Here is a 23407-nt window from a genome sequence, read left to right on the forward strand (position 1 = left end):
CGGCCCAGGCACTGTGCAAAAGCACAAAGACAGGCACGCCGCAGTCCCCGAGACTCGTCAGGGCGAGCGCCGGCACAGGCGACGCGGAGACAACCATAACAAAAGAGAACCCGATCATGGCACACAGCCCCGCCCTTGACCAAGGCACGGACACCACCCGCAACGCGCTCTACCGGCGCATTACACTGCGGCTGATTCCGTTCATTTTCATCTGCTACCTGTTCAACTACCTGGACCGCGTCAACGTCGGCTTTGCCAAGCTGCAGATGCTCGACGCCCTCAAATTCAGCGAAACGGTGTACGGCCTGGGTGCCGGCATCTTCTTCATTGGCTACGTACTTTGCGGCCTGCCGAGCAACCTGGCGCTCAACCGCTTTGGCCCGCGTCGCTGGATCGCGCTGATGATGATCGCCTGGGGCAGTTTGTCCACCTGCCTGCTGTTCGTCACCACCCCTACCGAGTTCTACACCCTGCGCCTGCTGACCGGCGCCGCCGAAGCCGGCTTTTTCCCGGGTGTGGTGCTGTACCTTTCGCGCTGGTTCCCGGCCGCCCGTCGCGGGCGCATCATGGCCCTGTTCATGTCGGCGATCCCGGTGTCGGGCCTGCTTGGCGGGCCGTTCTCCGGCTGGATCCTCCAGCACTTCGCCGCCGGGCAGCATGGTTTGGCCGGCTGGCAATGGATGTTCCTGATCCAGGGCCTGCCCACGGTTGCCCTGGGCGTACTGGCGGTGTTCCTGCTGAGCGATGGCTACCAGAAGGCTGCCTGGCTGAACCCGACTGAACGCCAGTTGATAGCCGCCGATCTGGAGGCCGACGCTGCGAGCAAGCCGACCACCACCGGCGATGGTGTACTCGCCGTGTTGACCAACCCGCTGATCTGGACGTTCGGCTTCGTCTACTTCTGTATCCAGAGCGGCGTGTATGCGATCAACTTCTGGCTGCCGTCGATCATCAAGAACATGGGCTTCGACAACCCGCTGCTGATCGGCTGGCTCAGCGCCATTCCGTACCTGCTGGCCGGTGTGTTCATGATCCTGTGCGGCCGCTCGGCCGACCTGCGCAACGAGCGCCGCTGGCACCTTGTAGTGCCGATGCTGATGGGCGCCATCGGCCTGCTGATCGCGGTCAACTTTGCCGGCAACCCTGCCATTGCCATTCTCGGCCTGTCGATTGCCACCATGGGCGCCCTCACCGGCCTGCCAATGTTCTGGCCGATGCCCACCGCACTGCTCAGTGCCGGTGCGGCTGTCGCGGGCCTTGCGATCATCAACTCGGTTGGCCAGATGGCCGGCTTCCTCAGCCCATACCTGGTCGGGTTCATCAAGGACCAGACCGGTTCGACTGACGCCGCTTTGTATTCGCTGGCGGCGCTGATCGTTGTCGGAAGCCTGGTGGCCCTGCGGTTAACGCGGGCGAATGCGATGAGCGTTGCTCGCTCCGCGGATTGATAAACTCAAGGTCCATTGGCAGCCTGTGTGAAAACCTGGCAATCTGCACGGCCCTTTCAAGAGAATGCTCCGTATCGAAAGATACGGAGGATTTTTCGTCGCCCCGAACAAGTCGGTGCGTTTGGTCTAAGGCCTATCAGTGTGTTTTACACAGTCTGATTGCGGCTCTTGTTCTTTCACGCTTGACCACCTCCACGGATTTGGCTGGCGAGTATTGGTCCGACTACCAGGCCTACCAAGATAACCCCTGCTGCAACGCGAACCGCCCATTGTTTGAGCGTTGGAGGCTGACGCCGCGCAGTGTTCAGGGGTGCAGGGATTCCACTCCTTTCAGGGTTTCTTGCGGAATGGTCATCTGCAAATGTTTGAGCTGCCAATCCCCTTGGATCTGTGCTCTGATTGTAGGTCGGTATAACCTTGTCACGCTGTGTTTCAGGGCTGTACCGCACCGCGTCAAGCTGGCGCTGATCGATATGCTGCGTTGCTTCAGTATAACCAGGTAGTTCTTGATTGTTTTTCCACTGCCAGGGAAGGCTATGGCGACGTTTGCCATGTTTTTGAACAGGCGTCGCCTTTAAGGGGGCGGAAGCTCGACGTCTGGGGCTGGAATCTGGCGGGCGTATTCGGCCCCATGTCCGAGAAAGACCGGTAGGGTCTGTGAAGTTGACGGGGTCGCCTCCACAGTAAGCATACGCATTGACTCCACCTTTACCGAATGGGCTCAACGGATCCGGGCTGCAGAAGGTGCCGCGCGCCGGACTATAGAGACGCCTCCCCTGCCCAAGGTGATAACCCTCCACCCACTGGTCCAGACGCTGCCCGATGTACCCTAGAACGTTGCATCCTGAACTGCATGCGCTCAATCCGTAAGGTGTATACGCAGCCAATACGCCTTGGGGGCCGTAGCAGCGGTTGCTTGAGTTTGACGTAGTCACTTCGCTTTCCTCGCTATTAACCTCGCTTGAAACTAGCCAGCTGATCGCATGAAAGGAACTCGCAGAGTTCACAGGTTATTGGTACGCAGAGGCACAGTCCGAGCAGCGACGCGGTTATCATCAGGCTGCCTTTCAAAGTGCCCCGGTTATGTGTAAAACAGGTGGAACAGCCGACCGTACAAGGACTCACGCGCATGATCTACCGCCCCCTCGGCCACAGTGGCCTGCAGGTTTCCGCCCTTACCCTGGGCAGCATGATGTTTGGCGAGCAGACCAGCACCGAAGACGCCTTGCGCATCATCGACAAAGCCTGGGACCAAGGCATCAACTTCATCGACACGGCCGACGTGTACAACGCTGGCCGCTCGGAAGAAATCGTCGGTGAAGCGGTGGCCCGCCATCGTCAGGACTGGGTCGTTGCCAGCAAGGTCGGCTTTGGCCCGGCCGATGGCCTGCCCAACCGCAGCGGGTTGTCGCGCAAGCATATCTTCAATGCCCTGGAAGCCACGCTGACCCGCATGGGCATGGACTATCTGGACATCTACTACCTTCACCGCGAAGACCACAAAGTGCCGCTGGAGGAGACCGTGCAGGCCATTGGCGACCTGCTGCGCCAAGGCAAGATCCGTTACTGGGGCGTGTCCAACTTCCGCGGCTGGCGCATTGCCCAGGTGTGCCACATTGCCGAGCGCCTGGGCGTGCCCAGGCCGGTGGTAAGCCAGCCTTTGTACAACATCGTCAACCGCCAGGCCGAGCCGGAGCAGCTCACTGCTGCCGCTGCACACGGGCTTGGCGTGGTGCCCTTCAGCCCACTGGCCCGTGGCGTGCTCAGTGGCAAGTATGCGCCGGGGGCCGTGCCCGATGCCGCCAGCCGTGCAGGGCGCCAGGACAAGCGCATCATGGAGGTGGAGTGGCGCCAGGAGTCGTTGGCCATCGCCCGGCAGATCCAGGCCTATGTGGAAGCCAAGGGTGTGGGCATCGTCGAATTTGCCATTGCCTGGGTGCTGAACAACCAGCTGGTCACTTCGGCGATCGTTGGGCCGCGGACCGAGGAGCAGTGGGACACCTATGGTGGCGCCTTGGCGGTGAAGATCACCGCGGAGGATGAGGCGTTCATCGACTCCCTGGTGACACCGGGGCATGCGTCGACACCAGGGTTCAATGATGTGGCGCACTATGTGAGTGGGCGGGTGGCCCGCAGCTAAGCGTTTCCTGATCCGGCCCTTTCGCGGGCTTGCCCGCTCCCACAGGTACAGCACAAGCCCTGAGGCAGTGGAGATCCTGTGGGAGCGGGCGAGCCCGCGAAAGGGCCGGCACAGCAAAGCACCATTGGGGAGCCCGGCGCCGGGCTCCCGGTCCCCCCTTTCCCCAATCATGTCGGTATCGTGCGCACCATTGGTTTTCCACCTCTGGAGCTGCAATGAAACTCTTCCAACCCCTGCAAGTCGGTCCGCTCACCCTGCCCAACCGCGTGTTCATGGCCCCCCTCACCCGCCTGCGCAGCCTGGAGCCGGGCGACGTGCCGACCACAATGATGGCCGAGTACTACCGCCAACGTGCCAGCGCTGGCCTGATCATCACCGAAGCCACGCAGATCTCGTTACAGGCCAAGGGCTACTCCGGCTCGCCCGGCATTCACAGCCCCGAGCAGATCGCCGCCTGGAAGCACATCAACGAAGGCATCCACGCCGAAGGTGGCCACAGTGCCGTGCAGGTGTGGCACACCGGTCGCGTCTCTCACACCACCTTGCAACCTGGTGGAGACGCACCCGTTGCGCCCTCGGCGCTGCCAGCGGGTGCCCGTACTACCCTGCGTGACGAGGGCGGCAACCTGGTACGTGTAGAAACCTCCACACCACGTGCACTGAGCGAAGCGGAAATCGCCGGTATCGTTGCCGACTTCGGCCAGGCAGCCGTCAACGCCCGTGAAGCCGGCTTCGACTTCATCGAGCTGCACGCCGCCCACGGCTACTTGCTGCACCAGTTCCTGACCCCGAGCGCCAACGTGCGTGAAGACCGCTACGGCGGCAGCATCGAGAACCGGGCGCGCATCGTGCTTGAAGCCGTGGACGCGGCGATTGCCAACTGGAGTGCCGAACGCGTGGGTATCCGTGTATTCCCGTTAGGCGGCTTCAACGGTGTGGATAATGGCGAGGACCAGGAAGCTGCCGGCTTGTACCTGATCCGCGAACTTGCCAAGCGCAACCTGGCCTACCTACACCTGTCCGAGCCGGACTGGGCCGGTGGCAAGCCGCTGCGTGATGAGTTCCGCGAAGCCATCCGCGCCGCTTATCCGGGTGTGATCATCGCGGCAGGGGCTTACACCGCCGAGAAGGGCGAAGACCTGATCGGGCGTGGGCTGATCGACGCCGTGGCGTTCGGGCGCAGCTTCATTGCCAACCCGGACCTGGTGGAGCGGCTGCGGTTGCAGGCGCCGTTGAACGAGCACCGGGCGCAGTTCGATTATGCCAATGGGCCTGAGGGGTATACGGATTACCCGTTCCTCAAGCGCGCTTGATGCGAAAACGGGAGCTCTGAGGGCTCCCGTTTTTTTATGCCTGTACCACCCCTTCGCGGGTGAACCCGCTCCCACAGCGGCAGTGCTTACCGCCAGGCATGCACAATACGTGTGGGAGCGGCTTCAGCCGCGAAGAGGCCGGTAGCGTTAACCCAGTTCAGCCAAGGCCTGCGCCGCATAGGCATGCGACCGCTGCCGCGCCAGCGGGTCATGGATGCGGCAGTCGATCATCAGCTCATCCGCCCCCGTTTGTTCGATCAACGAGCGCAGGCCTTCCCTGACCCGGTGCGGCCCACCCGCCACCGTGCAGGCCATCACTTGCTCAAGCACCGCCCGCTCATGCGCTGGCAGGCTGTCCACGTAACCTTCCTGCGGTTTTGGCAACAAGCCGAAACGCCCGACATGCAGGTCCAGCATCCACTTGCGATGGGAACTGGCCAGGTAATCTGCCTCGGCATCGCTGGCGGCGGCGAACAGGTTCATGCCTACCATCACGTAGGGCTTGGCCAGTTGCGCCGAGGGCTGGAAATTGGCCCGGTAATGGGCAATGGCCTGCAGCAGGTAACGCGGGGCAAAGTGCGAGGCAAAGGCATATGGCAGCCCCAGCTTCGCCGCCAGGTCGGCGCCGAACAGGCTGGAACCGAGTATCCACACCGGTACATCGTGCGCGCCCGGCACACCCCGCACCCGGCGGTTGCCGTTGTCGGCCAGGTAATCGCGCAGTTCAGCAATGTCCTGGCTGAAGTCGCGCTCCGGGGCAGCCCCTCGCAAGGCACGCACGGTCGGCCCGGAGGTACCGGGTGCACGGCCAAGGCCCAGGTCGATGCGGCCCGGGTGCAGGGTGTCGAGGGTACCGAACTGTTCGGCCACCACCAGCGGCGCGTGGTTGGGCAGCATGATGCCGCCGGCACCCACGCGGATATGCCGGGTGGCGTTGGCGATTTCGTTGATGACCAGCGAGGTAGCCGCCGAGCCGATCCCGGGCATGTCGTGGTGCTCGGCAATCCAGTAGCGGCTGTATTGCTGTTGCTCGACATGGCGGGCGAGTTGGCGAGATTCTTCGATCGCGTCGGCGAAGGTCTTGCCTTCACCGATCATGACCAGATCCAGTACGGACAGTGCAGTCATGGGGTCTCCAGAGGGATTATCAGTGGCTGCCAGTTTCCCTGCTGCGCCGCCAGTGATAAACCCGGTTTCAGGCCCGGCATAGGGGCCTGACAGTCCCCAATCAGGATTCCCAGGGCACGCCCGATTCCCAACTGGCCACCAGCAGGTCGATGAACCCACGCACCCGCGGGGACAGGTGGCGTTTGCTCGGGTACACGATGCGAATCGGGTCTGCCGGTGGCCGGTAGGCTTGCAGCACTTCCACCAGGGTGCCGGCGCGCAAGTCGTCACCGGTAATGTAGGTGGGCAGGTGAATCAGCCCGAAGCCTGCGCGGGCGCCGTCGAGCATGGCTTCGGAGCTGTCGATGTTCAAACGCCCGGGGTCTTCGCACAGGTGCAGGCCGGCTTCGGTGCGAAAGCGCCAGGGCATGGCCTTCTCGCCGGCGAGGAAGGCGATTTTATCGTGGCCGTAGAGGTCACCTGGCACCTGCGGCACGCCACGCGCCTCGAGGTACGCGGGTGAAGCACAGGTGACGAACTGCTGCCAGGCCACGGTGCGTGTCAGCAGCTGTGAATCCTCTTTGGGTGCACCGATGCGCACGGCAACGTCGACGCCCTCCTCGACCAGGTCGACGAAGCGGTCGGTGAAGCGGATGTCTGCGCGCAATTCGGGCCACTGCTTGAGGTATTGGTCGAGGATGGGCAGCACATGGCGCTGGCCCAGTGACAGCGGCGCAGTCAGGCGCAGGGTGCCGGTGGGTTTGCCCCGGCGCTGGGCCATGGTGCTTTCGACCTCGTCGAGGTCGTCCAGAATCTGCCGCCAGCGCTCGAATGCCACCAGGCCTTCGTCGGTCAGGCTCAGTTTGCGCGTGGTGCGGTTGAGCAGGCGCACGGCCATGCGCGCTTCCAGGCGGGCAATGCTCTTGCCAACCGCCGAACGGGTTAGGCCCAGGCTGGCGGCGGCAGCGGTGAAGCTACCGGCCTTGACGGCACTGACGAAGGCGGCGATGTCGCCGAAGCGGTTGGGTTCCATGGCTCGGTTCCTGGGTGCAAGGTGACCGCTGTAGATGGGTATGAAATTGGCGATTGCAAGCGGGGCTGCTGTGCAGCCCCATACCAGCCCTGTTGCCTGTTTCAGTGCTGGCGGGCACCCATGTACCGGTCGGTCCAGGCAGCCAGTGGCAAGGGCGGCTGTTGCTCGACGATGCGCCGCCAGATCAACAGCAGGTCATCCCCATTGAACATCGACCCGGGCCCACTCCCCTGCCATCGCGAAGGCACATCGGTAATCCAGTGCCCCTGGCTGTCGCGATGGGCCATGTTGAAACGGAAGGTGTAGTTGCCGGGGATGCCCATGCGCAGGTCGGTGACCACCAGCGCATCGCCCACCTGGTCATAGCGCAGCCAGTCATCGGTAAACCAGCGCAGGCGCTGGTGCAAAGGGACACCTTCCAGCACCTTTGCCAACGCCAGATTACGCGGCAAGCGCTGCATTTCTGGCGCTTGCCGGTCAAACCCGCTGCTGATGCCTTCGTAGTAATCGCCATCCGGGGTCTTGGCCAATACCCGCCAGACCAGGCTGTTGAACGCGAGCGGCACGGCACGGACCTCGCTGGCCACAATGCCTTGCTGGTCGAGCGCCGCCTGGAAACGTTGCTCTGCCGCCATGCGCCCGGCCAGCCCGAAACCCAGGTAGCAGGTGCTGAACGCCAAGGCCAGGGTCAGCAGCCGTGTAGCCCTGCCGGTTACGCCCTTGATGCTCGTGTAGGCCACCGCTGCAAGCAGCGGCAAGGTGTAGACCGGGTCGATGATGAACACCGCTGCCCAGCTTTGCGGAATACTCTGCAAAGGCCAGAACAACTGCGTGCCATAGACCGTGAACGCATCGAGCAAAGGGTGGGTAACCAGCACCAGCCAGAACGCCATGAACAGCCTCGGCAAGGTGTAACCCTTGCCAGGCCAGCATTTGTTGACCAACCAGGCCAGCAGCAAGGCCAGCCCGGTGAGCACGAACAGCGAGTGTGAGAAGCCGCGATGGTAGGTCATCTGCGACACCGGGTCGGCGTAGCGGATGATCACATCCAGGTCGGGCAGCGTGCCCAGTGCCGCGCCATACAACAAGGCGCGACGGCCCTGAATGCGACCAAGCACGGTACCTTGCAGGGCTGCGCCGAGTACGGCCTGAGTGATGGAGTCCAAGGGTGGCATTCCTGAAAATGTGGTTTCCGGAAGCTACCTTCATACGGCCCTGAAGTGCAATTGCTGTACAGGCGTCAGAACAGCTGCCAGGTGTACACCAGCGTCAAACGGTTCTCGTCGATGTCGCTGCGGTAGTTGGACCTCGCCATCGCATTCCGTACCCGAATCCCCAGTCCCTTCAGCACCCCGCTCTGCACCGCGTAACCAATATCCAGGTCACGTTCCCGGTCACGCCCTTCGTAACCCAGCCCGGTATCGACATTGTTACCCGTTATGTAGCGCACGGTCGCCGTCAGCCCCGGTACCCCCATGGCGGCGAAGTTGTAGTCGTAACGCACCTGATACGAGCGCTCGTCGGTGTAGGCGAACTCATAGGTCGGCACCTCGTTGCCCAGCGGCGAGATATTGGCGAACACACGTGGGAACGGGCTGTCGCCGTAGATGCCCTGGTAGCCGACATGGAAGCTGTGCCCGCCATGGCGCGCAGTGAACATCGAGAAGAACGCCTGGTTGTCGATATTGCCCAACAGCGCATCGCCATCCTCCCGGGCGGTGAAATAACCCAGGTTTGCGCTGAGCACCCAGTCACCCACTGGTTTGCTGTGCTTGAAGCCGACAAAGCCCTGCTCGTAGATATCCTCCAGCTGCCCATACCACAGGCTGACGCTGCTCTGGTTGGCATTGAACGCATAGTCCCCGCCCACGTAGTTGAAGGCATCACTCTCGGCCTGACGCATCGGCACATGGCCGAGCATGGCGTTCATCTTGCCGTCGCCGCCTTCGTTGCGCAGGTGGGTACTTTTCAAATGCCCGGCCTGCACGGTCAGCCCGTCGATTTCCGACGAACTCAGGCTCGCGCCCTGATAGGTCGGCGGCAGCAGGCGGATGTCACTGAAGGTCAGCACCGGAAGGTTCGGTTGCAGCTCACCGACGCGCAGTTCGGTCTTCGACAAGCGGGCCTTGAAGGTAGGTGCCAGGCGGCTGTACTCGTCGGCAGCCCGGCCGTCGCCATGCACTGGCAGCAGGCCGGTGTTAGCGCGGTCGGGGCTGCTGTCCAGCTTGATACCCAGCAGGCCGAGGGCATCGACACCAAAGCCGACCGTACCCGGGGTGTAGCCACTCTTGAAGTCGAGGATGAAACCCTGGGCCCACTCCTCGGCCTTGGACTGCTTGTTGGCCCCGACAATGTCGGAGAAATCGCGGCTGAAGTAATAGTTACGGGCACTCAGGGTAGCCTTCGAATCCTCGAAGAAGCCACCTTCGGCGGCCAGTAAAGGTTGGCTGAGCAAAGTCAGCCCCAGGGCAACGCAAGGGGTGTGTTTCATTCCGAAGCTCTCTTGATCTTGTTTTTATGGGTAAAGCGTTGGGAACACGGCAGCTCATGGGGTACGGCGCAGCACCTCCCGGGCACGTGGCTGGCGCAGCCTGAGCAGCGCATGGGCCAGCAGGCCGAACAACAGCCCCCAGAACGCCGCCGACAGGCCCAGGAAGGCCACCCCCGAAGCGGTGACCAGGAAGGTGAACAGGCCTGCATCACGCTCGGCCGGTTCGGCCAGGCTGCGCGCCAGGGCTTCGCTGATGGCGCCATACAGGGCCAGCCCGGCCAGGGCAGCAACAAGCGCGGCCGGAAACGCCGCGAACAGCGACATCAACGTGGCACCAGCAATCCCCAGCAGCAGGTACAGCGCGCTACCAGCTACGGCTGCCACATAGCGCCGCCGTGGGTTTTCATGAGCCTCGGGGCCCGTGCACAGGCTGGCGGTGACTGCCGCCAGGTTCAGCCCGTGGCAGCCAAACGGCGCCAGAAGCGCACCGGCCAGGGCACTGGCACTGATCAGCGGGCTCGCTGGCGTGGGGTAGCCCGCATTACGCAGCACCGCCATGCCCGGCATGAATTGCCCGGTCAGCGCCACCAGCACCATCGGTAGCGCCAGGCTGAACACCGCCTGCAGGCTGAACTGCGGGGTGACCCACTGCGGTGAAGCCAGCTCCAGCACCAGTGCCTCGCTGCGCAGCGCACCGCTGGCGACGGTCACCAGCGTGCCCACGCACAGCACGGCAGCCACTGCATAGCGTGGTTGTAGCCGGCGCATCAGCACGTAGGTAATGAACATCGCCAGTACCAGCACCGGCTGCACTGGCAGGGCGCGAAACACTTCGATACCGAAACTGAACAGGATGCCGGCCTGCATGCCGGCAGCGATGGACCCCGGCAAGCGCGCAATAATGCGGTCGAAGGCGCCGCTGATGCCGATCATCAGCAGCACCAGATTGGCCACCAGGTAAGCCCCCACGGCCTGCTCCAGGCCGAGCTGCGGCAAGGCGCTGACCAGCAACGCGGAACCTGGAATCGACCAGGCGATCACCACAGGCACCCGGTAGCGCAAGCTGAGCAGCGCGCCGAGCACGGCACTGCCCATGGACACGGCCCAGACCCAGGACGACAACTGCTGGTGCGACAAGCCGGCGGCTTCGGCCGCGTGGAAGATGATCACCAGCGGGCCGGCGTAGGAGATCATCGTGGCAATGCAGCCGGCGACGATGGCGGACAGCGAGCTGTCCTTGATCAGGGTTTTCATGGCACCTCTGGCAAGGCATTGGCCGGGCTGGGTGCCCGGCTCTGGTTCTTTTCGGGTCAGGCCTGCGCCGCCACGGCCTGGGCTTGCCGACGGCCGCTGGCCAGGTGCACAGCCATGGCCAGCGCAGCAATTGCGCCAGGTATGGCGAAGGCGATGAAGTTGAGTTGCAGCGGCAGGTTGATGCCCATCAGCGCCCCGCCCAGCAAGGGGCCGACGATGGCACCGTTGCGGCCGATACCAGAGGCCCAGCCAAGCCCGGTGGAGCGCACCGACAGCCCGTACAACTGGGCGGCGCCGGCATACAGCAGGATCTGCGTGCCGATGGTGGTAGCACCGGCGATGAAGATCAGCAGGTACAGCACCGGCATCGGGCTGTTGACGCCCAGCAGGCTGATCGACAACGCGGCAGCGATGAAAAACGCAACCTTGACCTTGACCAGGTTGTAACGGTCGCCCAGCCAGCCGCCGAGAATCGCCCCTGCCATGCCGCCAAAGTTCAACGCAAGCAGGAACGACAGGCTGGAACCCAGGCTGTAACCGGCATTGGCCATCAGTTTCGGCAGCCATGAGCTGAGCGCATACACCATCAGCAGGCAGCAGAAGAACGCCAGCCACAGCGCCAGGGTACGAATGGCCAGGCCGTTGCGGAACAGCTCCAGTACCGATGCCCCGCTCGCTTTACGGTCCGCAGCCTGCAACACGTCGTCGGCCTGCACGTCGCAGTCCGGGTCCAGCCGCTTGAGCAGCGTGCGCGCTTCATCCGTACGCCCCTGGCGCACCAGGAAGCCGATGGATTCTGGCAGGTAGTAGAGAATCACCGGTAACAGCAGCAGGGGTACAGCTGCGACGAAGAACATCGACTCCCAGCCAAACCGTGGCAGCATGAAGATGCCAACGCCCGCCGACAGCATGCCGCCCAGTGAATAGCCGCTGAACATGATTGCCACCAGCGTGCTGCGCAGGCGCTTGGGCGCGTATTCGTTCATCAGCGCCACGGCGTTGGGCATCAGCCCGCCGCAGCCCAGGCCGGCGATGAAGCGGTAGATGCCGAACTCGCTGGGGCTGCTGGCAAAGCCATTGAGAATGGTCGCCCCCGAGAACAAGGCGAAACAGATGGCAATGCCCTTCTTGCGCCCGATGCGGTCGGCCAGGCTGCCAAATGCCAGGGCACCGAACATCATGCCGAACAGCGCGTAGCTGCCCAGTGCGCCGGCCTGCAACGGGGTCAGGCCCCACTCTTTCATGATGACCGGCAGTACCACGCCGTAGATGAACAGGTCGTAGCCGTCGAAGATCAGCAGCAGGCCACACCAGGCCATGACCATCCAGTGGAACGAGGTAAAGCGCGCATTATCGATGATCGGGTGTACGTCAAGGGTTCGCATGGCATCTGTCGCTCTTGTTTTTGTTGTGAGTGAAAGCTGTTGCCTTGAGGTTGCTGCTCAGCCGAGGTCGCCGCCCCCTACCGGCAGGGTCACGCCAGTGATGTACGAGGCTTCGTCCGAGGCCAGGAACAGAATCGCGCCCACCTGCTCATCGATGCTGCCGTAGCGGTGCATCAGGCTGCTGTCGAGGGTCTGGTCGACGATCTGCTGGTACCAGTGTTTTTCCTGCTCACTCTGCTCGGCACTGTTGCGCGGCACACGCCGGGGTGGCGCTTCGGTGCCGCCGGGCGCGGTGGCGTTGACGCGGATGCCACGGCCAGCGGTTTCAAACGCCAGGCAGGCGGTGAGCGCATTCACCCCACCTTTGGCCGCACCGTAGGGCACCCGGTTGACGCCGCGCGTGGCGATGGACGAAACGTTGACGATGGCACCGCTGCCCCGTTCGAGCATGTACGGCAGTGCGGCGTGGCAGCACCACAGGGTGGGGAACAGCGAGCGGCGCACTTCGGCTTCGATCTGCTCCACTTCGTAGTGTTCGAAGGGCTTGGCCCAGATAGTGCCGCCGACGTTGTTGACCAGGATGTCGAGGCGGCCGAAGGTTTCTACGGCACTGGCCATTACCCGGGCGCAGTCGGCGTGTTGTTCCAGGTCGGCGGTGAGGGTGAGCATGCCCTCGCCGGCCAGTTCGTGAACCAGTTCGGAACGGTCTACCGCCACCACTTGCGCGCCTTCAGCCTTCAGCCGCCAGCACACGCCCCGGCCGATGCCTTGGGCGGCACCGGTGACCAGGGCAACCTTGCCTTGGAATCTGTTGTTCATATCCATCTCTCCGGTTCGCCACAATCCCTGTGGGAGCGGGCATGCCCGCGAATGCGTCCGACCAGACAAAGTTGTTGAACCTGCTGGCCTCTTCGCGGGCATGCCCGCTCCCACAGGGTCGGCGTAATGCTTGGAATAAAAGGAGGCTGTCAGGCTGCTGCCGCAAACTTCTCGTAGTAGAAGTTGACCGGGGTAATGCCTTGCTCACGCACGTACTGGCTCACCGCCTCGACCATCGGCGGCGGGCCGCACAGGTACACGTCCACATCGCCGTCGTTGAGGTGGCGTGGCTCGATGTGCTGGGTTACGTAACCCTTCTGCGGGTACTCGCTATCCGGGTTGGCCACGCAGGCGCTGTAGGTGAAGTTGGGAATGCGTGCAGCCAGCGCCTGCAGGCGATCCAGTTCAACCAGGTCGAAGTCGTTGGTCACGCCATAGATCAGGTGCAGCGGGTGTTCACTGCCCTGCTCGGCGATCTTTTCCAGCATTGCGGTGAACGGTGCCAGGCCGGTACCGCCCGCCAGCAGCAACAGCGGGCGCTGAATCGGCCGCAGGTAGAAGCTGCCCAACGGCCCGGCCAGGCTCATGCTGTCCCCGGCCTTGGCCAGGTTGGTCAGGAAGCTGCTCATCAGCCCGCCCGGCACGTTACGGATCAGGAAGCTGACTTCACCGTCCTTCTGCAACGAACTGAACGAATAGGCACGGCTCTGCTCGCTGCCCGGTACCTTCAGGTTCACGTACTGCCCCGGCAGGAACGCCAGGCGGCTGAGGGCTTCGCCCTTGATAGACAGGGCAATGGTGCTGGCAGACAGCTGGCGAACATCGCTGATGGCAGCCTCGAAACTGGCCTGTTCGGTTTTGCACAGCTGCGACGACGCCGGAATGCGGATGACACAGTCGCTTTCGGCGCGCATCTGGCAGGTCAGTACGTAGCCTTCGGCAATTTCGTCTTCGTTCAGGGCGTCTTCGATGAAGTTGTCACCCAGGTCGTAACGCCCGGATTCGGCCTTGCACTTGCAGGTACCGCAGGCGCCATCGCGGCAGTCCAGCGGGATGTTGATGCCTTGGCGATAGGCTGCGTCGGCCACGGTTTCGTGGCCGGTGGCTTCAATGAAGCGGGTAACCCCGTCTTCGAAATTCAGTGCGATCTGGTAGCTCATGTTGCACCTCGCGGGCGAGCCGGCCCACGGCGCGTCGCAGGACGCACCGGGCAATGCTCGCAAAACCCTGTATCAGATGTGGTAGATGTCGATGACCTGGCGCACGTAGTCGTTCTTCAACACCACCTTCTTGGCCTTGATCAGCGGCTGCCCGCCGCGCAGGTCGAGGGTGTAGAAACTGGTGCCGAAGTAGCTGTCGGTGGTCTTGTAGCGAAAGCTCAGGGTGTGCCAGTTGAAGCGCACCTGGCAGCTGCCCTCGCCCTGCTCGACGATCTCGATGTTGCTGATGTTGTGCGAGGTGCGGGTATCCGGCACGGTCGCACTGGAGCGCTCGGTCTTGATGCGGAATATGCGGTCTTCCAGGCCACCACGGTTGCCGTACCAGATCAGCGAAATTTCGCTTTGTGGGTCTTCGGTGAGGGTGTCGTCATCGTCCCAGCTCGGCATCCAGAAGCTGGCGTCGCTGGCGTACAGCTCCAGCCACTGGTCCCACTGGGCATCGTCCAGGTAACGCGCTTCGCGGTAAAGGAAGTCGCGCACGGTTTCATACAGGCTCATTGCACGGCCTCCACAGGGATCAGTTGCTGCTCGTCCTTGAGGGCCTGGATCATGGTGTCCTGCCAGTACTTGTGCTGCAGCACGAACAGGCCTTCGTCCTCGGTGCGCACGCCAGACAGCAGCGGATGCAGCTCGATCTCTTTAGCCGCTTCATCGGCGCCTTCAACCCAGTGCTTCGCGCCACGGGACATGTCGTTCCAGCCAGTGCCGCCGCCGTAGCCGGTCTGGCACGAGCGGAACTCTTCCAGGTCGTCGGGGGTGGCCATGCCGCTGACGTTGAAGAAGTCTTCATACTGGCGGATGCGCTTGGCGCGGGCATCGGGGCTCTCGCCTTTCGGCGCGATGCAGTAGATGGTGATCTCGGTCTTGTTCACCGAAATCGGCCGGGCAACGCGGATCTGCGAGCTGAACTGGTCCATCAGGTACACGTTCGGGTACAGGCACAGGTTGCGCGAGTTCTCGATCATCCAGTCGGCACGGGCCTGGCCGAAGTCGGCGGCCAGCTGGTCGCGGCGCTCGTAGGCCGGGCGGTCTTCGGGGTTGGCCCAGCGGGTCCACAGCAGCAGGTGGCCGTGGTCGAAGGAGTAGAAGCCACCGCCCTGCTTGGCCCAGGAGCCAGCGCTCATGGTCTTGATCTCGTCACCGGCCTCACGCTGTTTGCGCTGGTTCTGGGTGGCGGCGTAGTTCCAGTGCACGGAGCTGACGTGGTAGCCATCGGCGCCGTTTTCGGCGGTGAGCTTCCAGTTGCCTTCGTAGATGTACGAGCTGGCACCGCGCAGCACTTCCAGGCCTTCTGGCGACTGGTCGACGATCATGTCGATGATCTTGGCCGACTCGCCCAGGTGCTCGACCAACGGCTTGACGTCGGCGTTCAGGCTGCCGAACAGGAAGCCACGGTACGACTCGAAGCGTGCGACCTTGGTCAGGTCGTGGGAGCCATCGCAATTGAAGCTGTCGGGGTAGCCGGCGTTGCTTGGGTCTTTCACTTTCAGCAGCTTGCCGCTGTTGTTGAAGGTCCAGCCGTGGAACGGGCAGGTGTAGCTGGAGCGGTTGCCGCGCTTGTGCCGGCACAGCATGGCGCCGCGGTGGCTGCAGGCGTTGAGGAAGGCATTGAGCTCACCGTCCTTGTTGCGCGCGATGAAAATCGGCTGGCGCCCCATGGTCAGGGTGAGGAAGTCGTTTTTCTCGGGGATCTGGCTTTCGTGAGCCAGGTAGATCCAGTTGCCCTCGAAGATGTGTTTCATCTCCAGGTCGAACAGGCGTGGGTCGGTGAACATCTCGCGCTTGCAGCGGTAGATGCCCTTTTCACGGTCGTCCTCGAGCATGGCATTGAGGTAGTCGAATCCCAGGGACATGGCCAGGGTCTCCATTGTTATTGTTCAGACCAGGTCAGGTTAGGGATTGGTACGGGGCGGGAATATCCGGTTTGTGCGGGGTGCTATCCGTTTTGTGCAGGGTGATCCAACAGACTCAAGGGCCTCTTCGCGGGCACGCCCGCTCCCACAGGGACTGTGTATCCCTCAAAGGTCAGGAATTCCTGTGGGAGCGGGCGCGCCCGCGAAGAGGCCGGTGCTGTTCAGCGCCGTTTGCGCAACGTTTCCGAAGGTAACTCGCCAAACTGCTGCCGATACACCTCGGAGAACCTTCCCAGGTGCAGAAAACCATAGTCCATCGCCAGCTCGGTCACGCTGCGTACCGAACAACTGGCATCGCTCAGGCAGGCATGCACCTGCTCCAGCTTGCGCTGGCGAACATAGTGCTTCGGCGTGGTCTGCAAGTGCCGGTCAAACAAGGCATACAACGAACGCAGGCTCATGCACGCCTGCTCTGCCAGTGCTTCGGCGGTCAGTTCAACTTTCAGGTTGCGGTCGATGTGGTCGATGATCCGCTCAAGGCTGGCGCCTGGCGAGCCCAGGCTTTCGCGGCGGATATTGGTGCTCATCAGGGTCAGCAGCTTGCTGGCCACAATCTGGCTGTAGTGCCCCTGCACCCGCGGCAGCGAATCGCTCACTTCCGCTTCGTGGCAAACCATGGCCAGCAGGTTCACGAAGCCGTCCAGTTCATCCAGGCGGTAATGGTTGCGCAAGAACCGCACGCCGCCTTCTGGTCGGTGCCAGCGTTGTTCGTCGCAGATCGAATCCAGCAGCCGGGTGGGCACCTTGAGGATGAATTTTTCGCAGTCTTCCGAATACGTCAGGTCAACCGGGTCGTCCGGGTTGATCAGCAACAGCTCGCCCGGCACCAGGTGTTGCTCGCGCTTGTGCCCGCGCCACAGGCAGTTGCCGTTGAGCAGTACTTGCAGGTGGTAGATGGTTTCCAGCGCCGGCGAGGTAACGCGCACGCTCCCGCCATAGCTGATGCGGCACAGATCGAGTTCGGCGAATTTGCGATGGCTGAGGCTGGCCTGGGGGTGGGTGGTTCGGGACAGGCCGATGCAATGCTGGCCTACGTGCTGGTTCACATAGTCGGACACAGCATAAGGGTCGGCGTGATGAAACACGCTACTGCGCTCGCTCAGCAGGCGGCTTTCCATAGGCAAGGCACTCGGTATCGTTATTGTTCTGGTCGCCGCTTCCTACGGCCTTGGGGGCTGTGGTTGCGGTCGTCACGGTCATTTTATCGGGCCGGTTGCGGGTCGCGGGGGCAGGCGACAACCGGTGGATAGGCACACTTAAGCAAAAAGGCGGGGGTTGGGCAATGCGGCGATGGCTTTGGTTGGGCGGATAGCGGACAGGTCGGGGGCGGTCTGCGTTCGATTACCGAACAGTGTTTACCTGTACTGGCCTATTCGCGGGCACGCCCGCTCCCACAGGTTTACCTTCGCCCTCAATACTGGTGCAAAACCCTGTGGGAGCGGGCGTGCCCGCGAAAAGGCCGGTACAGGCAGAAAGCCACTCAGTGCACAGCCACATCCTGCCGCCCTGCCCACCCTTGGCTCCGCGCCCGGTACTGGCGTGGGGCAATGGCAAACAGCTCGCGAAAGCGCCGATAGAAATGCGGAAAGCTGACAAACCCGCTGGCCACCGCCACTTCGGTCAGCGACTTGCTGGTGTGCTGCAACAACTGCCGCGCATGGGTCAGGCGCAGCTCCAGATAGTACCGCGGCGGCGTGGCCTGCACATGGCGGCGGAACAACCGCTCCAGGTGCCGACGGGACAAGCCCGCGTGCTCGGCGATTTCATCGATGCCGATAGGGTCTTCGATGTTGGCGTGCATCAGCTCCAGTGCCAGGCGCACGCCCTTGGGCAGGCTGGGGTCTATTTCCGGTGCGCTGGCCGGTGCGTCGCTCATTACCCGCGAGCGGTCACAGGCCAGCATCTGTTCCACCGCCCGGCGCAGCGGTACACCGCCGCAGTGTTCAAGCAAGGCCAGCATCATGTCCAGCGCGCTGCTGGCCCCGGCGCAGCTCATGCGGCGGCGGTCCAGCACATGAGCCTGGCGGCTGATGCGCACCTTGGGGAACAATTCGTTCATCATCGCCCGGCCATCGGGGTGGAAGGCGCAGTCGTGGTCGTTGAGCAAGCCGGCTTCGGCAAGGAAGTAGGCACCGTTCCACAAACCGCCCAGCTGGCTACCGTGCTGGTCCGCCTGGCGCAGCTTGGCGCGCAGTTGCGGCGCAGTCTCCAGACGTACCCGAAAGCCGCCGCATACCAGCAGGCAGTCCAGGCCTTGAATTTCCAGGTCGGCGAGTTGGGTATTGACCGGCAAGGCGATGCCAAGGTCGCTCATCACCTGCTCGCCCTCGCCTACCACCTGAATCTGGAACAGCGGCGTGGCGCTCATCAGGTTGGCGGTAACCAGGCTATCCATGGCGGCGGTGAAGGCCATCATCGAGAAATGCTCGCGCAGGACGAAGGCCACGCGTTGGCAGGGCATTGACAGTGTGGTGCGGATGGCGGGGTCCAGGTGGGCCAGGTTGGTGTTCTTGAGGATGCTTTCGAAGTGGCTCATGGCGTTAACTCAACAGCGGAAATCGCGTTGGCTGCTTCGCGGGCTTGCCCGCTCCCACAGGCATTGCACAGTTTTCGGAACCTGTGGCGGACCTGTGGGAGCGGGCGAGCCCGCGAAAAAGCCAACGCTGATGGATCAGGTTACTTACCGGCCTGGGCCGCAGCATCGCGCGAGGCTTGCAGCCACTGGTCAAACTGCTGGCGGTGGGCGGCAACCCATTCCTTGGCATGGCGGGTGATGTCGGCAGGCTTCTTCTCACCCTGCTGCATCTTCAGGTTCTGGTTGCTCTCGTCGTCGGTGCTGATCTGCACCAGCGACAGGAACTTCAGCGCCGCCGGGTTCTCCTCGGCAAAGTCCTTGTTCAGCACGGCCACCACCTTGTCGATGGCAAAGCCAAGATTCTTGCCGTGGTACATGGTATCGACGTCATTCTTGCCGTCTGGCAGGTCGGTCTTCGGCACTTCCAGCCAGACCACATCCTTGCCTTCAACCAGCACGCTGGCGATCCACTGCGGCACCCAGGTGAAGTAGAAGATCGGCTTGCCTTCCTTGTAGCGGGCGATGGTGTCGGCCATCAACGCGAAGTACGAACCCTGGTTGACGGTGATGGTCTTGTCCAGGTCGTAGGCCTTCATGTGGTGAGCGATCACCAACTCGCAACCCCAGCCTGGGTTGCAACCGGTCATGTCGGCCTTGCCGTCACCGTCGGTATCGAACAGCTTGGCGATCTCGGGCTTTTTAAGGTCGGTGATGTACTTGATGTTGTACTGATCGGCGGTTTTCTTGTCGATCAGGTAACCCTGGGCTACGCCCGGCAGAATGTCGCCGGTCTTGACCATCACGTCGTCACCGCCGGCCTGCTGGTAGAACTGGTTGTGCAGTTTGTCCCACAGGTGCACGGTGAAGTCGGCGTCACCGTTGGCCAGCGCCACCATCATTACGCCGTACTCGGTCTCTTTCGGCTCCTGGACCTTGTAGCCCAGTTCGCGCAGCCCTTCCATGGCCACCTCGCCACGGAAGCGCTCTTCAGCGATGGACGGGAAGATAGGCGTTACCTTTACGCCGTCACCGGGCTTTTCCGCCGAGGCGTGTGCGCCCAGCGCTGCGGCCACCAGGGTCAGCGCGGTGGCGCATTTAAGGATGCTGCGGGTGAACTTGGATTCGTGCATCGTCGCTTACCTTTTTCTGATTTTTATCTTCAAGTGCGGCAGATCGAACGTCTCAAAAGTCTTGCTGTGCTCAGGCGGTCTTGCGCCGCCCTTGCGGTTGTGTGGCACCACAAAGCCGCAGCACCACGCCTACGGGGCCGGTGTGGTACCAGCGCAGGCTCGGGTCGGCACTGGTGCGCGCGCCCATCGCCTGGGTCAGGCGGTCGAGGAAGATCGCCAGCAGCACCAGCCCTACACCACCGACCGTGGCCAGGCCCATGTCCAGGCGGCCGATACCACGCAGCACCATCTGGCCCAGGCCGCCGACCGAAATCATCGAGGCGATCACTACCATCGACAGCGACAGCATCAGGGTCTGGTTGAGGCCGGCCATGATGGTCGAAGTGGCCAGCGGCAGTTGCACGCGGGTCAGCATCTGCCGTGGGGTGCAGCCAAAGGCGCGGGCGGCTTCGATCTTGTCTTCCGGCACCTGGCGAATGCCCAGGTTGGTGAGGCGTACCAGCGGCGGCAAGGCAAACACAATGGTCACCAGCACCCCAGGCACGTTGCCGATGCCGAACAACATCACCACCGGCACCAGGTAAACGAAGGCCGGCAGGGTCTGCATGGCATCGAGCAAGGGGCGAATGATGCTTTCCAGGCGGTTGCTGCGGGCGCAGAGAATGCCCAGTGGAATGCCGATGACCGCGCAGAAGAACACCGAGGTCAACACCAGCGCCAGGGTGGTCATCGACTCTGACCACACGCCGATCAGGCCGAGCAATGTAAGCGTGACGAAGCACAGCAACGCCATGCGCTTGCCTGCCAACTGGCAACCCAGCAACGACGACAGGATGATGCCGATGGTGGGCGGAATGCTTTGCAGGGTGAACTCGATGCCGTTGAGTACCTGGTCGATCGGCCAGCGGATGGCGCGGAATACCTCGCGGAAGTTGTGCACCAGGAAATTCAGGGTAGCGGTGACCCAGTCACCCAAGGGGATGGTGGCCGCCTGGAACGGGTCAAGAAGGCTGAATTCGGACATGAGGGCTTACCTCTTCTAGTAAACGCTACGGGCGCTTCTTGTTTTAGTGACGGCTCAGGGTCTGCAGCAGCTCGTTTTTCGACAGCGTGCCCTTGAAGGCGCCCTGGCGGTCGAGCACCGGCACCGGGTACGGCAAATCGGCCGCAATCCCCAGCACCTCGTGCAGCGGCGTATCGGTGTACACCGGGCACTGCTCATGCAGGCTGTAGCGGTCACTGGCAGTGGCACCGCTGGCGTCGGTGTCGACCACGCCCAGCAACTGACCACGGTCATCGACCAGGTAACCGAATGGCACGCCCGCCTGGAAGCTCGGCGCCTTGCCGTTGACCTTGCACACCACCGCAGGGTCGAACCTGGCCACATCGCCGGCCTTGAGCACCCGCGAGCTGTCGAAGCTCTTGAAGAAGGTCCGCACGTAATCATTGGCCGGCTGGTTGATCAGCTCTTGCGGGGTGCCGATCTGCACCACGCGGCCGCCTTCCATGATCGCGATGCGGTGCCCGATGCGGATGGCCTCTTCGATGTCGTGGGAGATGAAGATGATGGTGCGCTGCTGCTCTGCCTGCAGGCGGATCAGCTCGCCTTGCATTTCGCTGCGGATCAGCGGGTCCAGGGCGGAGAACGCCTCGTCCATCAACAGGATCGCCGGGTCGTTGGCCAGCGCCCGGGCCAGGCCCACACGCTGCTGCATGCCCCCGGAGAGCTGATGCGGGTAGCTGTGTTCATGACCGGCCAGGCCCACCTGGCTCAACGCCTCACGGGCACGGCTGTGGCGTTCGCCTTCCGGTACGCCGGCGATTTCCAGGCCGAATGCGGTATTTTCCAGCACGCTCATGTGCGGCATCAGGGCAAACGACTGGAACACCATGCCCATTTCCTTGCGGCGCACGTCCAGCAGGGCCTTGTCGGAAAGCCCGGTAATTTCCTTGCCGTTGAGGTGAATGCTGCCGGAGGTAGGTTCGATCAGGCGGTTGAACAACCGCACCATGGTCGATTTGCCCGAGCCCGAAAGGCCCATGATGACGAAGATCTCGCCACGCTTGACGGAAAAGCTTGCATCGAACACGCCGACGACGTGGCCGGTCTTGCTGAAGATTTCGTTCTTGTCGGCGCCCTTGCGGAGCATCTCCATGGCCATGTTCGGGTTGGGACCGAACACCTTGAAGATATTTTTTACCGAAAGAATCTCATCGGCATGGCTCATACGACCCTCTTTATTATGCTTATTAACCAATCTTTCAACATCGCACTTTCAATAAGGCGGGTAGAGATCAGTGCGAGTACGCTTGGCAGTCCGTTCAAATTCGAACGTGAGTCAAAACCGGCACGCAGAAAATCCTGCTTCAAAAAATTGTTCGACCTCGATGTCTCGAATGTCGCGCCGTGGGTTTAACGTTAGGCCTTGATCCAGAGAGGGTCCAACGACATTTGTTTCACGCAAACCATTACCTGAAGTTATCAATCGGCGCCCAAGGCCGGCCCCAGAGCCCCTGCGCCCTTACCAGTTGGCGTGGAACAGGCTAGAGTGAGCCGATTGGCTAGACGAAGGACCTCGCCCCCGCCCCATGGTCAAACACTCCGAACCCGATCAGACGCTGATCAAGATGCCCTCGCTGCGCGCGGTCAAGGTCTTCGTGGCCGCCGCCAAGTACCAGAACTTCACCCGCGCTGCCGAGGCGCTGTGCGTGACGCAGGCCGCCGTCAGCCGGCAAATCCGTGAGCTGGAGACCTACCTGGGCGCGGAGCTGTTCACCCGGGTGGGGCGTGCGGTGGAGCTGACCGTGGCCGGCTCGATCTTCTTCGATGCGGTGCAGTTGTCGTTCGTCAACATTTCCCAGGCGGCCGAGCGCATACGCAGCAACACCAACACCAAGCACGTGGTCACGCTGTGCTGTTCGCCGGCGTTCGCGGCGTTGTGGATGGGCCCGCGCATGCCCAGGTTCTTCGACGAGAACCCCGATATCGACATCAACCTGGTGACCACGCAGAACTTCCTGTCGATGGAGCCGGGGGTGCGCCCGGACATCTACATCACCAAGCTGGGCAAGGTGCAGGCGGGCTATAGCTCGCACCCGCTCAACCATGACGTGATCTACCCGGTGTGCACGCCGCAGTACCTCGCGCAGCACCCGGAAGTGCGCACCCTGCCGGGTTTGCGCGATGGCACCTTGTTGAACCTGAGCCCCTACGGCCGCTCGCAGGTAGCCGAGCATGTGGACTGGAACGTGTGGCTGGCCTTCCACGATGTCGACCTGAAAAGCCGCGCCAACACGGCGCCGCATTTTTTCAATGCCAACGACTACAATCTGCTGGTGCAGCTGGCCTTGGGTAACCAGGGCGTGGCGCTGGGCTGGCACCACCTGGTGGCGCCGCTGGTTGCTCAGGGGTTGCTGGTGAGGCCGGTGGAAGAGGAACTGGTGCTCAAGGACACCTTCCACTTCCTGGCCTTCAATGAGGACAAGGAGCATGAGTCCAGCTGCCGGCGCTTGCGCGACTGGTTGCTGGATGAGTTCAGGCCATTGCTGGAATCGCTGGCCGACCGATGATTCTGCATT

Annotated in this window: 20 protein-coding genes; 4 read left to right on the plus strand and 16 right to left on the minus strand. The window is 62.6% G+C overall.

The window, feature by feature from the left end; genetic code table 11:
* Window positions 1-116: 116 nt before the first annotated feature.
* Window positions 117-1448 carry an MFS transporter gene (locus tag ACFY9W_RS03340; RefSeq protein ID WP_391125710.1) on the plus strand — a complete coding sequence of 444 codons (1332 nt, stop codon included), beginning with the start codon at window positions 117-119 and terminating at the stop codon, window positions 1446-1448.
* A 176-nt stretch (window positions 1449-1624) separates the two neighbouring features.
* Here the strand turns inward: ACFY9W_RS03340 and ACFY9W_RS03345 are convergent, their stop codons facing one another.
* Window positions 1625-2455, minus strand: coding sequence for an RHS repeat-associated core domain-containing protein (locus ACFY9W_RS03345; RefSeq protein WP_391125713.1), 831 nt, complete (start codon window positions 2453-2455; stop codon window positions 1625-1627).
* Between the two features lie 122 nt (window positions 2456-2577).
* Between ACFY9W_RS03345 and ACFY9W_RS03350 the strand changes: the two genes are divergently transcribed.
* Both ACFY9W_RS03350 and ACFY9W_RS03355 read left to right on the plus strand, forming a co-directional pair.
* Window positions 2578-3588 (plus strand): aldo/keto reductase, encoded by a 1011-nt coding sequence (locus ACFY9W_RS03350; RefSeq protein WP_391125716.1) that lies wholly within the window; start codon window positions 2578-2580, stop codon window positions 3586-3588.
* A 215-nt stretch (window positions 3589-3803) separates the two neighbouring features.
* Window positions 3804-4901, plus strand: a complete 1098-nt coding sequence (locus ACFY9W_RS03355; protein WP_391125719.1) for an N-ethylmaleimide reductase — start codon at window positions 3804-3806, stop codon at window positions 4899-4901.
* Between the two features lie 147 nt (window positions 4902-5048).
* Here ACFY9W_RS03355 and ACFY9W_RS03360 read toward each other — a convergent pair whose 3' ends face one another.
* The 15 genes from ACFY9W_RS03360 to ACFY9W_RS03430 form a co-directional block, all read right to left on the minus strand.
* Window positions 5049-6029 (minus strand): MsnO8 family LLM class oxidoreductase, encoded by a 981-nt coding sequence (locus ACFY9W_RS03360; protein ID WP_391125722.1) that lies wholly within the window; start codon window positions 6027-6029, stop codon window positions 5049-5051.
* A gap of 100 nt (window positions 6030-6129) precedes the next feature.
* Window positions 6130-7041, minus strand: a complete 912-nt coding sequence (locus ACFY9W_RS03365) for a LysR substrate-binding domain-containing protein (protein ID WP_391125725.1) — start codon at window positions 7039-7041, stop codon at window positions 6130-6132.
* Window positions 7042-7142: 101 nt separating this feature from the next.
* A complete protein-coding gene (locus tag ACFY9W_RS03370; protein WP_391125728.1) occupies window positions 7143-8207 on the minus strand; it encodes a metal-dependent hydrolase in 1065 nt (354 codons plus the stop codon).
* A gap of 74 nt (window positions 8208-8281) precedes the next feature.
* A complete protein-coding gene (locus tag ACFY9W_RS03375) occupies window positions 8282-9532 on the minus strand; it encodes an OprD family outer membrane porin (RefSeq protein WP_391125731.1) in 1251 nt (416 codons plus the stop codon).
* A 54-nt stretch (window positions 9533-9586) separates the two neighbouring features.
* Complete coding sequence (locus tag ACFY9W_RS03380) at window positions 9587-10786, minus strand: benzoate/H(+) symporter BenE family transporter (RefSeq protein WP_391125734.1); 1200 nt, start codon at window positions 10784-10786, stop codon at window positions 9587-9589.
* A gap of 56 nt (window positions 10787-10842) precedes the next feature.
* Window positions 10843-12171: an MFS transporter gene (locus ACFY9W_RS03385; protein WP_391125737.1), complete on the minus strand. Its 1329-nt coding sequence runs from the start codon at window positions 12169-12171 to the stop codon at window positions 10843-10845.
* A gap of 57 nt (window positions 12172-12228) precedes the next feature.
* Window positions 12229-12990, minus strand: a complete 762-nt coding sequence (locus ACFY9W_RS03390; RefSeq protein ID WP_019096256.1) for a 1,6-dihydroxycyclohexa-2,4-diene-1-carboxylate dehydrogenase — start codon at window positions 12988-12990, stop codon at window positions 12229-12231.
* 149 nt (window positions 12991-13139) lie between these two features.
* Window positions 13140-14150, minus strand: a complete 1011-nt coding sequence (gene benC / locus ACFY9W_RS03395; protein WP_391125741.1) for a benzoate 1,2-dioxygenase electron transfer component BenC — start codon at window positions 14148-14150, stop codon at window positions 13140-13142.
* Between the two features lie 72 nt (window positions 14151-14222).
* Window positions 14223-14708: a benzoate 1,2-dioxygenase small subunit gene (gene benB, locus ACFY9W_RS03400; protein ID WP_391125744.1), complete on the minus strand. Its 486-nt coding sequence runs from the start codon at window positions 14706-14708 to the stop codon at window positions 14223-14225.
* Window positions 14705-16063: a benzoate 1,2-dioxygenase large subunit gene (gene benA / locus ACFY9W_RS03405; protein WP_391125747.1), complete on the minus strand. Its 1359-nt coding sequence runs from the start codon at window positions 16061-16063 to the stop codon at window positions 14705-14707. The genes benB and benA overlap by 4 nt, the downstream gene beginning before the upstream one ends.
* Window positions 16064-16284: 221 nt before the next feature.
* Window positions 16285-17241, minus strand: coding sequence for a helix-turn-helix domain-containing protein (locus ACFY9W_RS03410; protein ID WP_391125750.1), 957 nt, complete (start codon window positions 17239-17241; stop codon window positions 16285-16287).
* A gap of 362 nt (window positions 17242-17603) precedes the next feature.
* Window positions 17604-18659 (minus strand): helix-turn-helix domain-containing protein, encoded by a 1056-nt coding sequence (locus ACFY9W_RS03415; protein WP_391125753.1) that lies wholly within the window; start codon window positions 18657-18659, stop codon window positions 17604-17606.
* A gap of 140 nt (window positions 18660-18799) precedes the next feature.
* On the minus strand, window positions 18800-19828 hold the full coding sequence (gene proX / locus ACFY9W_RS03420; RefSeq protein WP_391125756.1) for a glycine betaine/L-proline ABC transporter substrate-binding protein ProX: 1029 nt from the start codon (window positions 19826-19828) through the stop codon (window positions 18800-18802).
* 70 nt (window positions 19829-19898) lie between these two features.
* Window positions 19899-20852: a glycine betaine/L-proline ABC transporter permease ProW gene (proW, locus tag ACFY9W_RS03425; RefSeq protein ID WP_391125759.1), complete on the minus strand. Its 954-nt coding sequence runs from the start codon at window positions 20850-20852 to the stop codon at window positions 19899-19901.
* Window positions 20853-20895: 43 nt separating this feature from the next.
* Entirely contained in the window at window positions 20896-22056 is a 1161-nt protein-coding gene (locus tag ACFY9W_RS03430; RefSeq protein ID WP_391125762.1) for a betaine/proline/choline family ABC transporter ATP-binding protein, read from the minus strand.
* 361 nt (window positions 22057-22417) lie between these two features.
* On the opposite strand from ACFY9W_RS03430, the gene ACFY9W_RS03435 reads away from it, so the two are divergent.
* Window positions 22418-23398: a LysR family transcriptional regulator gene (locus ACFY9W_RS03435; RefSeq protein WP_391125765.1), complete on the plus strand. Its 981-nt coding sequence runs from the start codon at window positions 22418-22420 to the stop codon at window positions 23396-23398.
* Window positions 23399-23407 lie beyond the last annotated feature (9 nt).

This window comes from Pseudomonas sp. NPDC008258, from assembly GCF_042956345.1.
Taxonomy (GTDB): Bacteria; Pseudomonadota; Gammaproteobacteria; order Pseudomonadales; family Pseudomonadaceae; genus Aquipseudomonas.